Origin of the sequence: Halomonas sp. AOP25-F1-15 (assembly GCF_052378675.1) — a bacterium.
GTDB lineage: Bacteria > Pseudomonadota > Gammaproteobacteria > Pseudomonadales > Halomonadaceae > Vreelandella > Vreelandella casei.
Window position 1 is genome coordinate 523,138 of sequence record NZ_JBQSXV010000002.1, and the last position, 13,336, is coordinate 536,473.

The window sequence follows — 13,336 nt, forward strand, 5'->3', positions numbered from 1 at the left end:
TTTAGGAGTTTAATGTGACCACGAACGCACGTCGAAGAGTGCTGATCATGGCAGGTGGAACCGGTGGTCACGTGTTTCCAGCGCTTTCACTCGCTCGGGCATTGCAAGCGCAGCAAGTAGACGTTGAATGGCTAGGCAGCCCCAGGGGCATTGAAAATCGCCTTGTTCCTGAGGCAGGTATTACATTGCACACCATTGCAGTAAGCGGACTACGTGGCAACGGGTTAATGGGCTGGCTCAAGACGCCGCTCAATCTTACCCGCGCCGTTTTGCAGGCGCGCGCAGTTATTCGCGATTTCAAACCCCAGGTTGTGGTAGGGCTGGGCGGCTTTGCCAGCGGCCCCGGTGGGCTGGCGGCATGGCTAATGCGCATCCCGCTGATTATTCATGAGCAGAATGCTGTGGCGGGGCTCACCAACCGCGTTTTATCACGCTTCGCCAAGCGCACCTTTGCGGCTTTTCCGGAAGCCTTTGGCGCGCGAGCTGACGTTATCGGCAACCCGGTGCGTGACGATATTGCCAGCCTAGGCAGTGCGCCGCGTGATGTGACTGTACTGTCCGCGCGCGCTCTACGATTGTTAGTAGTGGGTGGCTCGCTTGGCGCGGTTGCGCTTAATGAGCGCTTGGCGCCTGCTTTGGCGCAGCTGCCTGAAGAGCAACGCCCCCAGGTGCGCCATCAGGCAGGCAAAGGTCGTGACGCAGATACAGCAGCGCTTTACCAGCGATACGGTGTTGTCGCGGAGGTCAGTGCGTTTATCGATGACATGGCCGCTGCCTATGATTGGGCTGACCTTGTCGTATGCCGTTCGGGCGCCTTAACGGTCGCTGAGCTGGCCGCGGCGGCTAAGCCAGCGCTGCTGGTGCCTTTTCCGTTTGCGGTTGACGACCATCAGCGTATCAATGCCCAGGTGCTGGTAAACGCCGGTGCTGCACAGTGCGTTGTTCAGTCAGATCTGACCGTTGAGCGTTTAACCGATTTTTTAAATGAATTGCTCGTCCCGAATACTCTGGCAATGATGGCGTCTAAAGCACGCCAAGCCGCTCATTTAGACGCCACAGAGCGCTTAGCGGAAGGGTGTTTGGCGATGGTGTCGTTAGGAGACTCTGCGTGACCGATTTAATCAAGTCCATGACGCCCCAGCGTGGTTGTACCACGGCCCCGGGAATGCGCCGCATCCGGCGTATTCATTTTGTGGGCATCGGTGGCGTCGGTATGTGCGGTATCGCCGAGGTGCTCGCCAATCAGGGTTACACCGTTAGTGGCAGTGACATGAATGCCTCCTCCGCGGTGGAGCGGCTGCGTCAATGCGGCGTCTGTGTCGATATTGGCCATGCTGAAGCCCACGTTGATGGCGCGGATGTGGTGGTAGTATCAAGCGCCATTGATGACACGAATCCGGAAATTCGCTGGGCCCACGAGCACCGCGTGCCGGTCGTGCGCCGGGCAGAAATGCTGGCAGAGCTGATGCGTTTTCGACATGGCATTGCCGTCGCCGGTACCCATGGTAAAACGACGACGACCAGCTTAACGGCGACGCTGCTAGCTGAAGGTGGGCTTGATCCTACGTTTGTGATTGGTGGGAAGCTCACCAGTGCCGGCGCTAACGCACGCTTGGGCGCCGGTGATTACTTGGTCGCGGAAGCCGATGAATCGGATGCCTCGTTTTTGCATCTTCAACCGATGGTATCCATTGTTACCAATATCGATGCTGATCATATGGCGACGTATGGCGGTGACTTCGAGCGTCTGAAGAGCACCTTTATCGAGTTTCTGCACAACCTACCGTTTTATGGGTTGGCGGTGCTTTGCATTGATGATCCGCACATTCGCGGCCTCTGCGAGCAAGTTAAGCGCCAATTCGTGACCTATGGATTTGACAGCGATGCGGACTATCGCATTGTAGATTTTTCTCAGTGCGGTGGTGAAGTCACATTTACCGCGCTGCGCCCGGGAGACGTTGAACCGCTAAAGGTACGTTTAGCGATGCCTGGGCGTCACAATGCATTAAATGCCATGGCGGCGATTGTCGTGGCCACCGATGCTGGCGTTAGCGATGCCGCTATTTTAAGCGGTTTGGCGGGCTTTGCTGGGGTAGGGCGCCGTTTCCAGGTGCATGGCCACTTTCCTGCACCAAAAGGAGATGGCGACATCATGTTGGTAGATGACTACGGTCATCATCCGCGTGAAGTCGACATGGTGATTCAGGCCATTCGCGCAGGTTGGCCCGAACGCCGCTTGATAATGCTCTATCAGCCCCATCGCTATAGCCGGACTCGTGACTTGTACGAAGACTTTGTGCGGGTACTTTCCCAGGTTGATACGCTGGTGCTGCTGGATGTTTATAGTGCCGGTGAGGCCGTGATTCCCGGTGCAGAAGGGCGAACGCTGGCAGGCTCTATTCGCCAACGTGGCGAAGTAGACCCGCTATTTGTAGAGCATAAGCATGAGCTGCCAACTCTGCTCGCCAACGTGCTACGCCCCGGTGATATTTTAATTACTCAAGGGGCCGGCGATGTGGGCGGAATTTCTCTTCGCCTGGCGCAGGCGCAGCTAGTGATGAATGAGGTAGAACTGTGAGCGTTGATGTGACCAATACACAAAACGTCGTTGTGGTTTACGGCGGCACGTCTGCTGAGCGTGATGTGTCGCTCAAAAGCGGTACCGCGATTCTGGATGCGCTGAAGCGTAAAGGCGTGGCGGTATGTGGCTATGATCTTCGCGATAAAGGCCTAGTTGGCTTGGAGCAGTTGGCGCCTTCCGTGGTGTTTGTCGCTCTGCACGGACGTGGTGGAGAAGACGGAACGCTACAGGGCGCTTTGGAATTGCTCAATATCCCTTATACGGGCAGCGGTGTTCTTGCCTCTGCGCTGGGTATGGATAAGCAGCGCACTAAGCAAGTATGGCGCGCGATGGGTCTACCAACGCCTGAAAGCATTATGCTGGATGCAAGCTCTGACTGGTCTGCCGTGGTAGCTGAGCTTGGTTTGCCGTTGATAGTGAAGCCGGTGCATGAAGGCTCAACGCTTGGCATTAGCATTGTGAAAAGTCAGGCAGCGCTGGAATCGGCCTACCAAGAAGCAGCGCAATTTGATGCGCGCGTCATGGCGGAGCGTTTTGTCGTTGGGGATGAGTACACCGTCGCGCTGCTGGGCGATCAGGTGCTGCCGGCGATTCGCGTTGAGGTGCCGGGCGGATTTTACGACTACGAAGCCAAATATATCGCCAATACGACTCAGTATCATCTGCCCTGCGGCTTGTCTGTTGAGCAAGAGACAGCGCTTGCCGTGCTCTGCCAGCAGGCGTTTGCGGCCATTGGTTGTGAGGGCTGGGGGCGTGTTGACGTTATGCACGACGGCGAAGGGCGCTTTTGGCTATTGGAGGTCAATACCGTGCCGGGTATGACCGGTCATAGTTTGGTTCCTCAGGCGGCCGCTTACGCTGGGATTGATTTTGATGATCTCGTGCTACAAATACTCAACACCGCAAGCGAGCAGTGACAGCATGAATAATGCCTTATTAAAAAGTGCCTTATGAAAAGGCGTAATGCTTGGTTGGGGATTATCCTGCTCGCTTTGCTCATGGGGGCCGGAGGGCGTGCGCTTTGGCTGTGGCTAGATCGCCCCATTGAGCGGGTATCTATTCGTGGCGAATGGGAGTACGTGAGCGCTGATTATTTGCGCACTCAGCTTGCTCCGCTAGTCGTTAATGCTACTTGGCTGTCGGCAGACCTGGGGGAACTTCGTGATCGAGCCCTTAATATTGGCTGGTTGAATGAAGTTCGTATTTCCCGTGAATGGCCCAATGCCTTAGTGTTTGAGTTGGTTGAGCAGCAGCCCGTGGCACGTTGGAATGATGACTTTTTAGTTAATCCCGAGGGCGAGGCTTTTGCCTTTGCGCCGCTTTCTCCACCGTCCGGGCTCCCAGATTTAGCAGGGCCTAACGGAAACAGTGCAGAGGTATTGCGCTATTACCAGCGGTTAAAATCTCACTTTGCACAGTTATCGCTTGATCTAACGCAACTGCGTTTAGAGCCAAGGGGGGCTTGGCGGTTACAGTTAAATGATGGTGTTTGGGTAATGTTGGGCCGTCGGCAGCACGAAGTCCGCTTAGCCAGATTGTCTGCGTCATGGCAACGAGAGCTATATTCTCTTGGTGACAAGATTCGTTATATTGATCTTCGCTACCCTAATGGCGTTGCCGTTGCGTGGCATGGAGAAAGTGAATTTGAGGAGCCAGATGAGTAACAATGCTATTACTTAGTGCAAATAAGGTGTAAAAGTGAGTGGTTGCAATCGCTGAAAAGTCGATATTAGGCTTCATTTTGCTTTCAAAGCCTATTATTGTGTGTTTGTACTAGTCGTATTGCTACTATTGTTTCTATACTATGGCCCAAGCGCTGGTTAAATAGTTTTTAAATTCGACTATTTGTACTTAGCAAGAGTTGAGAAATATCACTGATTATTTCGGGTTGTACGCCTTCAATGTTTAACGTTGGATTAAGCGTCTCCCTATTTATATTTACTTTTAAACATGACGCAAGGAGATTTACCGACTCATGGCAGGCTCACCCAACGCATCCAATATGGTGGTCGGGCTGGACATTGGAACGTCCAAGGTCGTCGCGATAGTCGGTCAACCTACCGATGACGGCGGAATTGAAATTGCCGGTATTGGCTCGCATCCTTCGCGTGGCATGAAGCGCGGCGTGGTGATCAATATTGAATCCACCGTGCAGTCTATTCAGCGGGCAGTAGAAGAAGCTGAGTTAATGGCTGGCTGTGATATTCACTCGGTATATGTTGGCGTCGCAGGCAGCCATATTAGCTCAATGAACTCTGATGGCGTCGTGGCCATTAAAGAGCGTGAAGTAACCCCTTCAGATATTGAGCGTGTTATTGATTCGGCTCGTGCTCGTGCTATTTCAGAAGGGCAGCGCGTCCTTCATGTGTTACCTCAAGAATTTTCGATTGACGCTCAGGGCGGCATTCGTGAGCCATTAGGTATGTCAGGCGTACGTTTAGAAGCTCAGGTACATTTGGTCACCGCGGCGCTAAACGCGGTGCAGAATATCGAAAAATGCGTGCGGCGGTGTGGCTTAGAAGTAGACGCAATTATTTTAGAGCAGCTTGCCTCAAGCATGGCCGTACTCACAGAAGATGAGCGTGAACTGGGTGTGTGCATGGTAGACATCGGCGGCGGCACTACCGATATGGCTATCTTTACCGAAGGTGCTATACGTCACACAGCGGTTATTCCTATTGCTGGCGACCAGGTCACCAACGATATTGCAATGGCATTGCGTACGCCCACGCAGCATGCTGAAGAAATCAAAGTTAAATACGCTTGTGCGCTGACGCATTTAGCGGCAAGTGATGAAATGATTAAAGTTCCTAGCGTAGGCGATCGCGCTGCTCGTGATTTATCACGCCAGGCGCTTGCTGAGGTGGTAGAGCCACGTTACGAAGAGCTGTTTACGCTAATACGAGATGAATTACGTCGCAGTGGCTATGAGGATATGGTCGCTGCAGGGATAGTGCTTACCGGCGGTACTTCGCGCATGGAAGGCGTTAGCGAATTGGCGGAAGAAATTTTCCATATGCCTGTTCGTATCGCTTGCCCTCAAAATGTAAAAGGTTTGGCGGATGTCGTCCGTAACCCGATTTATGCGACGGGGGTTGGCTTGCTGCACTATGCCTTGCAGGAAACGCGTTATGGGCAAGGCTTGAAAAGCCACGGGGGAGTTGTTGCAGCTCATAAAGGCCGCAACGAACTTGCCCGGCGTGATATCAAGGAAGACCATTCGACGCTGGCAAGATTTAAAGGCTGGTTCAAAGGAAATTTCTGACAGGGCCGCAAGCGCGGTTCAGGAGACGGGGCTTATGTTCGAATTGGTAGATAACGCACCCTCGAGCAGTGCGGTCATCAAAGTGGTGGGTGTTGGCGGCGGTGGCGGCAATGCTGTTAACCATATGGTCGAAAGCAATATTGAGGGCGTAGAGTTTATTTGCGCCAATACTGACGCGCAGGCATTAAAGCGCGTGTCAGCTAAAACGGTATTGCAGCTAGGCAGTGAGATCACTAAAGGATTGGGCGCAGGTGCCAATCCCGAAGTGGGTCGTCAGGCGGCCATGGAAGACCGTGAGCGCATTGCTGAATTGCTGGTAGGCGCTGACATGGTGTTTATCACTGCCGGTATGGGCGGTGGTACTGGCACTGGCGGTGCGCCGGTTGTTGCACAGGTCGCCAAAGAGCTGGGGATACTGACAGTTGCGGTAGTAACACGCCCCTTCCCCTTTGAAGGGCCTAAGCGTATGCGTGCAGCTGAAGAGGGTATGAAAGAGCTCTCTCAGCACGTTGATTCGTTGATTACGATCCCCAACGAAAAGCTGCTTTCTGTGTTGGGTAAAAATGCCACGCTGTTGACAGCTTTTAGCGCCGCTAACGATGTGCTGCTAGGGGCGGTTCAGGGCATTGCCGAGCTGATCACAAGTCCAGGTATTATCAACGTCGACTTTGCAGATGTGCGTACGGTGATGTCCGAAATGGGCATGGCGATGATGGGTACCGGCGGCGCGACGGGTGAGAACCGTGCTCGTGAAGCAGCTGAAAAAGCTATCCGCAGCCCGCTATTGGAAGATATCGATCTTCATGGTGCGCGCGGTATTCTGGTTAACATCACTGCAGGACCTGATCTGTCGATTGGTGAGTTCAATGATGTGGGCGCGACGGTGCAAGAATTTGCTTCTCCAGACGCTACTATTGTTGTGGGCACCTCCATTGATATGGAAATGTCCGACGAACTGCGTGTCACCGTTGTGGCTGCAGGCTTAGATGGCAATCACAAAGCTAAAACGACTGCGCGTGAACCGGCACGTCGTTCGGCGGCAGAATCTTCATCTGACTATCGTAAACTGCAACAGCCAACCGTGATGCGTCAGCAGGCGACGGCCCGCTCTGAAGCGCCTGAAGCCAATGCTAAACCACGTTCTGAAAAGCGCCGGTCGACTGAAGCCGATGACTATCTGGACATCCCAGCGTTTCTACGCCGCCAGGCGGATTGATCCTCTTTATCAGGCAGGCTTTAACAGTGAGCAAGCGTTTTATTGGCTAAAACGCTCGCTTACTGTTAAAGTGAACACTGTTTGATAACTTTTTCCCTGCGGTAATCACCGTCATAAGAGTACGACTACTATCCATGATCAGACAACGCACCCTTCAAAACGTCATTCGCGCTACCGGAGTGGGCCTGCATTCTGGCAAGAAAGTCCATCTGGCTTTGCGTCCGGCGCCAGCCAATACAGGGATTGTGTTTGTTAGAACCGATCTGGAGCCCGCTGCGCACGTGCCCGCGAAAGCTGAGTTGGTAGAAGATACCCGACTATGCACGGCGCTTGCGTATAACGGGGTTAAAGTAGCCACGGTTGAGCATCTAATGTCCGCCTTTGCAGGGCTCGGTATTGATAATGCTTACGTTGATGTAAGCGAGCCTGAAGTGCCCATTATGGATGGCAGCGCTAGCCCGTTCGTATTTTTGATTCAGTCGGCGGGTATTTTAGAGCAGAATGCAGCTAAGAAATTTATCCGTATCAAGCGTCGTGTGGCCGTCACCGATGGCGATAAAGAAGCCGTTTTTCTGCCCCACCAAGGGTTTAAGGTCTCGTTCGCGATCGACTTTGACCACCCCGTGTTTGAACAGCAAAAGCAGACGGCGCTGATTGATTTTTCAACCACGTCTTTCGTTAAAGAAGTGTCGCGTGCCCGTACCTTTGGTTTTATGCGTGATTTAGAGTTTTTGCGCTCTAATAATCTGGCGCTAGGCGGCAGTCTAGATAATGCGATCGTGGTAGATGATTATCGCATTGTTAACGAAGGTGGCCTGCGTTATGAAGACGAGTTTGTTAAGCATAAAGTCCTGGACGCGATTGGTGATTTATACCAGTTGGGCTATAGCCTGATTGGTGAGTTCCGAGGTGTAAAATCAGGTCACGCGCTTAATAATCAGCTGTGTCGAGAACTAATGGCGCAGCCCGATGCTTACGAAATCATTACCTTTGAAGAAGAAAAAGCGGTTGCACCGATCTCTTATGCAGCCCCTGCTATGGCGTAAGGTCGGCGTTCATTACTGAATCGTTAATTGTCAGTTTTATAAAGCACCACTCATGTGGTGCTTTATGCATTTCAGGCCCACTTAAAGAGGCTAGTTGTGTATTCGTCAAAGCGGTTGCTTGGTTGGTGGGCGAGCATGTGAGGCAAGCCTTTCAAGAGCCCGTTTTAATGCGGGGTTGGTGGTGTCTTCGGCACACTCAGCTAATGTTTTACCAGCATCTAATGACAGGCTGCGAGTATTGCGTGCAGGGGCCACGATGGGGCGTACTGGGCGAACTTTAAACGTAAAGCCATTCACGCCTTCAAAGCCAGGCAGCTGGTGAAGCAGGTCTAGCAGGCGGCGCTGTTCGAAGCGCAGCCAAGTCAGCCAGCTAGCTTGACCACTAATAACGGTTAGGCGGCCATCGCGAAAGCCGCCCACGAAGATATGTTCGCGCATGTCTTCGGGTAAATGAGCGCGCAGGTGACGCTGCGCCTGATCGATTAAGCGAGATAGGCGCATTAACTGGCTAATATCACCGGACTTTGACAGCAGACGGGCGATGGGCTGTGCGTGAGAACGCTTAACCTTTATACTCATACACTTAATTCCTAGCTACCCCTAAATCGTTACATCGGCGGATTCAAGCCGATTACCCATTTGCAGAGCCTACCACGCTCAGGAGCCGGTCTACAGCATGTCGCCTACGCTTGAAGTACAAACTGCTCTGCCGCGGCGCCAGCGCCGCTACGGTATAGCACGTTGGTGGCTGGCTGGTTTGCTTGTAAGTTGCCTCCTACCTGCGAGCTTAAGCCCCGCGGACGCTTTTCGCGGCGGTGAACGCAACGTTACTATCTGTTTTTGGGTGCCCGCTATTTTGCGCGCCCAGTCGCACTGGGTTGCAAAAAGGCGTCGAGCACTGCGCCGCTGGTCTCAGCGTCGCCGTAGTGTCACGCCGATTCGGGCGCGATTTAACTGGCTTCCCCCGCTAATAGCCCTTGTCGCGGCGAGCGATGTTTTGACCCAACGCGGCCCGCCCTCATGCCGAGACATTCGTTCATAAAGCTACTTTGTCTCTGCTCTTGAATAAAAAGAGCTTGCAGAAAAAAGGGTAGCTCCTGAGGGGGCGCTCGTGAATATCTGGATACTCCATGCTGAATAATTTGTTACGTAAAGTCGTTGGGTCTAAGAATGACCGCGAAGTAAAACGCATGCATAAAAATGTGCCGCAGATTAACGCTCTTGAAGCGGAGTTTGAGGCTCTTACCGATGCTGACTTACAGGGCAAGACTGCCGAGCTTCGTCAGCGCCTGGATGCGGGTGAATCGTTAGATAGCTTGCTAGCGCCAGGGTTTGCTATCGTTCGCGAAGCCAGTAAGCGCGTGATGGGGATGCGCCACTTTGACGTCCAGATGGTCGGCGGGATGACGCTGCACCGTGGCCGTATCGCTGAAATGAAAACGGGCGAGGGTAAAACACTCGTCGCTACGTTGGCGGTTTATCTCAATGCGCTGACCAGTAAAGGCGTGCATGTCGTTACCGTGAACGATTACTTGGCGCGTCGTGACGCTGAGTGGATGCGTCCGCTTTATGAGTTTCTAGGCCTGAGCATAGGCGTTATTTTCTCTGGCCAAACCGGTGAAGAGAAGCGTCATGCTTATCAGTGCGATATAACCTACGGCACCAACAACGAGTTTGGCTTCGATTACCTGCGCGATAACATGGCATTCTCGTTGGAGGATAAGGTACAGCGTGGATTGCATTTCGCGATTGTCGATGAGGTTGACTCGATTCTTATCGATGAAGCGCGTACACCGCTGATTATCTCTGGGGCGGTCGATGAAAATACCGATCTTTACAAAGTGGTTAACGTACTTGCCCAGCAGCTTGAGCAAGGCGAAGCATCTGAAGATGAAGATGCCCCGGTAACCGGCGACTTTGTTGTTGATGAAAAGCAAAAACAAGTCGAGCTGACCGAACAGGGGCATAACAAGGTTGAAGAGCTCATGCGAGCTGAAAACCTGCTAGGTGTCGAAGAGTCTCTTTACGCCGCACAAAACCTTAATTTGCTTCAGCATATGCATTCAGCGCTGCGCGCTCGCTATCTGTATAACCGCGATGTTGACTACATTGTGTCGGAAGATCAGGTGGTGATTGTTGATGAGCACACCGGCCGCTCAATGCCTGGCCGCCGCTGGTCGGAAGGTTTGCATCAAGCCGTTGAGGCAAAGGAAGGCGTCACCGTACAGCGTGAAAGCCAAACGCTGGCATCGACCACTTTCCAGAATTACTTCCGGCTGTACGAGAAATTAGCCGGGATGACGGGCACGGCCGATACTGAAGCGTTTGAATTCCGCCAGATTTATGGCCTCGACGTGATCGTTATTCCGACCAATCGGGCCTTGGCACGTAAAGACCTGAACGACCTGGTTTATTTGAGCGCTGAAGAAAAATATGAAGCGATCATTAAGGACGTAAGAACGGAGACGGAAGCAGGGCGCCCGGTTTTAGTCGGTACTGCTTCGATTGAAACATCGGAATATCTGGCCACGCTGATGCGCGAAGCAGGACTCACGTTTAACGTCCTTAATGCTAAGCAGCACCAAAGTGAAGCCGAAATTATTGCCCAGGCAGGCCGCCCAGGTGCGATTACGATTGCCACCAACATGGCGGGTCGTGGTACCGACATAATGCTGGGGGGTAACTGGGAGGCTGAAGTTGCCAAACTGCATAACCCTAGCCAAGTGCAAATTGATGAATTGAAGGCCGAGTGGCAGGTGCGTCATGATGGCGTGTTAGCTGCTGGCGGTTTGCACGTGGTGGGCTCTGAGCGCCATGAGTCACGGCGCATCGATAATCAGCTGCGCGGACGTGCTGGTCGTCAAGGCGACCCTGGTTCAACGCGTTTCTTCCTGTCGCTTGAAGATAGCCTGATGCGTTTGTTTGGCTCTGATCGTGTCAAGCGTTTGATGCAGGCATTAGGCCTTGAACGCGGTGAAGCGATTGAGCATAAGATGGTGTCCAACGCCGTTGAACGTGCGCAAAAGAAAGTTGAAGGCCGCAACTTCGATATTCGTAAGCAGCTGTTGGAATACGATGACGTTGCTAACGATCAGCGTCGTGTTATCTATGAGCAGCGTAATGACATTCTTGCTGCCGACAACGTTGCTGACGCCGTTATTGGCATCCGCGAAGAGGTAATGGAAGAGGCGATTAGCGACTATGTGCCTCCTCAGAGTCTGCCCGAGCAGTGGGATTTGCCTGGCTTAGAAGCGCATCTCAAGACGGAATTTAATCTTGATGTGCCCGTCGTTAAATGGGCCGCAGAAGATGAGCGTTTCAGCGAGGAGCAGCTGCGCGAACGACTGCAAACGATGCACCGCGAAGCCTATGCCGCCAAAATTGATGCGGCGGGTGAGAAGCTTATTCGGCGCTTTGAGAAGCAGGTAATGCTGCAAGTGTTAGACACTCGCTGGAAAGAGCACCTGCAGTCAATGGACCACCTGCGTCGCGGCATTCACCTGCGCGGCTATGCTCAAAAGAACCCCAAGCAGGAGTATAAGCGCGAATCGTTCGAACTGTTCCAGCACCTGCTGACCCATATTAAAGCAGACGTAACGCGTATTCTTAGCCACGTTCAGGTACGTCAACCTGAAGAGGTAGATGCCCTTGAGCGTAGCCGGCGTGAAACGTTGGAGCGCGAAGCGACCACCGCGGCAAGCCGGCACGATGATCCTGCCGAAGAACAGCTGGAAAATGCCCAAGATGAGCCAGTCGTTGATGGACAGCCCGTGCGTCGGGAAGGGCCTAAAGTAGGTCGCAACGACCCGTGTTTTTGTGGCTCGGGTAAGAAGTACAAACAGTGCTGCGGCAAGCTGAGCTAACGGCGAAAGCGTCTCAATATGGGTCTGCCTAAAGGAGAGAATCATGGCAGTTGGAAATGTTCCTTTTCCAGAGATGCTGCCCCTTAACGGGGTGCGCCTGGGAACGGCAATGGCGGGTATTAAAAAGCCGGGTCGTCGTGATTTAGTAGTTATTGAGCTACCTGAGTCAGCAACGGTATCCGGTGTCTTTACCCGCAATGCATTTTGTGCGGCGCCTGTGGCAGTGGCGAAGCAGCACCTTGAGCACTGCCGTGCTCAAGGACGATCACCACGTTTTTGGCTGATTAATACCGGCAATGCAAACGCCGGTACCGGCGAAGCAGGCATGCGCGATGCCTACGCCAGCTGTGCAGCGCTTGCTGAGCAGGTAGGTGTTTCGGCGCAGGATGTCTTGCCGTTTTCAACCGGTGTGATTGGTGAGCCGCTACCGATGGATCGTCTGTTGGCGGGCTTGGCTCCCGCCCTTGAAAGCCTGTCTAGTGACGATATCGCCTGGCAGCATGCGGGCCAGGGTATTTTAACGACCGATACTCGAGCGAAAGGTGCAACCGCGACGCTGGAGGTTCATGGCCAGCAGGTGACGATTAACGGCATTACCAAAGGGTCGGGCATGATTAAGCCCAACATGGCGACTATGTTGGGGTTTGTGGTGACTGACGCTGCCATTGAGACGCCGCTGTTAGATCGCCTGCTGCGCGAGACAGTCGACCATTCGTTTAACTGCATCACCGTGGACAGCGATACGTCGACCAATGATGCCTGCATGTTAGCGGCCACCGGTACAGGGCCTAGCATTGTCGATAAGGGTGACGTGTCGGCATTCCGCGATGCGTTGCAGGTGGTGATGACAGAGCTTGCTCAGGCGATTATTCGCGACGCAGAAGGGGCAACGAAGTTTGTGACGCTTCACGTTGATGGGGCGAACAGCCGCCAAGAGGCGCTTGATGTGGCTTTCACTGTTGCGCATTCGCCGCTGGTGAAAACCGCGCTGTATGCCTCGGATGCTAACTGGGGGCGTATTTTAGCAGCAGTGGGTAGGGCACCTGTCAGCGATTTTGACGTTAATCGTGTGGTGATTGATTTAGGCGATGTTCGCTTAGTCGAAAATGGCGGACGTGCAGCCAGCTACAACGAAGCAGCGGGAAGTGCAGTGATGGCGCAGTCTGAGATTACTATTCGCATTAATTTGGGACGCGGTGACGAAAGTGCCACGGTGTGGACGTCTGATCTCTCCCATGACTATGTGTCTATCAACGCGGATTACCGTAGCTAACGAATTACCTCCAGCGCTGACGCGATGGCTGGGGTAAAGGGCAAACGCAGTGAGATAGCAGCGGCGGCAGTAGCGTCGCTGCGCAGACAGTG

Annotated in this window: 10 protein-coding genes; 9 read left to right on the forward strand and 1 reads right to left on the reverse strand. The window is 53.3% G+C overall.

Annotation, left to right across the window (positions count from 1 at the left end):
• Nucleotides 1–14: 14 nt before the first annotated feature.
• The 7 genes from murG to lpxC all read left to right on the forward strand — a co-directional run bounded on the left by murG (nt 15) and on the right by lpxC (nt 8,108).
• Nucleotides 15–1,112 carry an undecaprenyldiphospho-muramoylpentapeptide beta-N-acetylglucosaminyltransferase gene (gene murG, locus ACT3TF_RS05745; RefSeq protein ID WP_441684085.1) on the forward strand — a complete coding sequence of 366 codons (1,098 nt, stop codon included), beginning with the start codon at nt 15–17 and terminating at the stop codon, nt 1,110–1,112.
• Nucleotides 1,113–1,129: 17 nt separating this feature from the next.
• Nucleotides 1,130–2,578: a UDP-N-acetylmuramate--L-alanine ligase gene (gene murC / locus ACT3TF_RS05750; RefSeq protein ID WP_193062703.1), complete on the forward strand. Its 1,449-nt coding sequence runs from the start codon at nt 1,130–1,132 to the stop codon at nt 2,576–2,578.
• Nucleotides 2,575–3,498 (forward strand): D-alanine--D-alanine ligase, encoded by a 924-nt coding sequence (locus tag ACT3TF_RS05755; protein ID WP_441684087.1) that lies wholly within the window; start codon nt 2,575–2,577, stop codon nt 3,496–3,498. Before murC ends, ACT3TF_RS05755 begins: the two co-directional genes overlap by 4 nt.
• 33 nt (nt 3,499–3,531) lie before the next feature.
• Nucleotides 3,532–4,245, forward strand: coding sequence for a cell division protein FtsQ/DivIB (locus ACT3TF_RS05760; protein ID WP_441684089.1), 714 nt, complete (start codon nt 3,532–3,534; stop codon nt 4,243–4,245).
• 311 nt (nt 4,246–4,556) lie between these two features.
• Nucleotides 4,557–5,846 (forward strand): cell division protein FtsA, encoded by a 1,290-nt coding sequence (ftsA, locus tag ACT3TF_RS05765; protein WP_193062572.1) that lies wholly within the window; start codon nt 4,557–4,559, stop codon nt 5,844–5,846.
• Nucleotides 5,847–5,880: 34 nt separating this feature from the next.
• Complete coding sequence (ftsZ, locus tag ACT3TF_RS05770) at nt 5,881–7,062, forward strand: cell division protein FtsZ (RefSeq protein ID WP_193062574.1); 1,182 nt, start codon at nt 5,881–5,883, stop codon at nt 7,060–7,062.
• A 134-nt stretch (nt 7,063–7,196) separates the two neighbouring features.
• Complete coding sequence (lpxC, locus tag ACT3TF_RS05775; protein WP_193062576.1) at nt 7,197–8,108, forward strand: UDP-3-O-acyl-N-acetylglucosamine deacetylase; 912 nt, start codon at nt 7,197–7,199, stop codon at nt 8,106–8,108.
• A 105-nt stretch (nt 8,109–8,213) separates the two neighbouring features.
• Here lpxC and ACT3TF_RS05780 read toward each other — a convergent pair whose 3' ends face one another.
• Nucleotides 8,214–8,687 carry a DUF721 domain-containing protein gene (locus ACT3TF_RS05780; protein ID WP_193062578.1) on the reverse strand — a complete coding sequence of 158 codons (474 nt, stop codon included), beginning with the start codon at nt 8,685–8,687 and terminating at the stop codon, nt 8,214–8,216.
• A gap of 551 nt (nt 8,688–9,238) precedes the next feature.
• On the opposite strand from ACT3TF_RS05780, the gene secA reads away from it, so the two are divergent.
• Nucleotides 9,239–11,971, forward strand: a complete 2,733-nt coding sequence (secA, locus tag ACT3TF_RS05785) for a preprotein translocase subunit SecA (protein WP_193062580.1) — start codon at nt 9,239–9,241, stop codon at nt 11,969–11,971.
• Nucleotides 11,972–12,014: 43 nt separating this feature from the next.
• On the forward strand, nt 12,015–13,244 hold the full coding sequence (gene argJ / locus ACT3TF_RS05790) for a bifunctional glutamate N-acetyltransferase/amino-acid acetyltransferase ArgJ (RefSeq protein ID WP_444671755.1): 1,230 nt from the start codon (nt 12,015–12,017) through the stop codon (nt 13,242–13,244).
• The last annotated feature ends 92 nt before the right edge of the window (nt 13,245–13,336 follow it).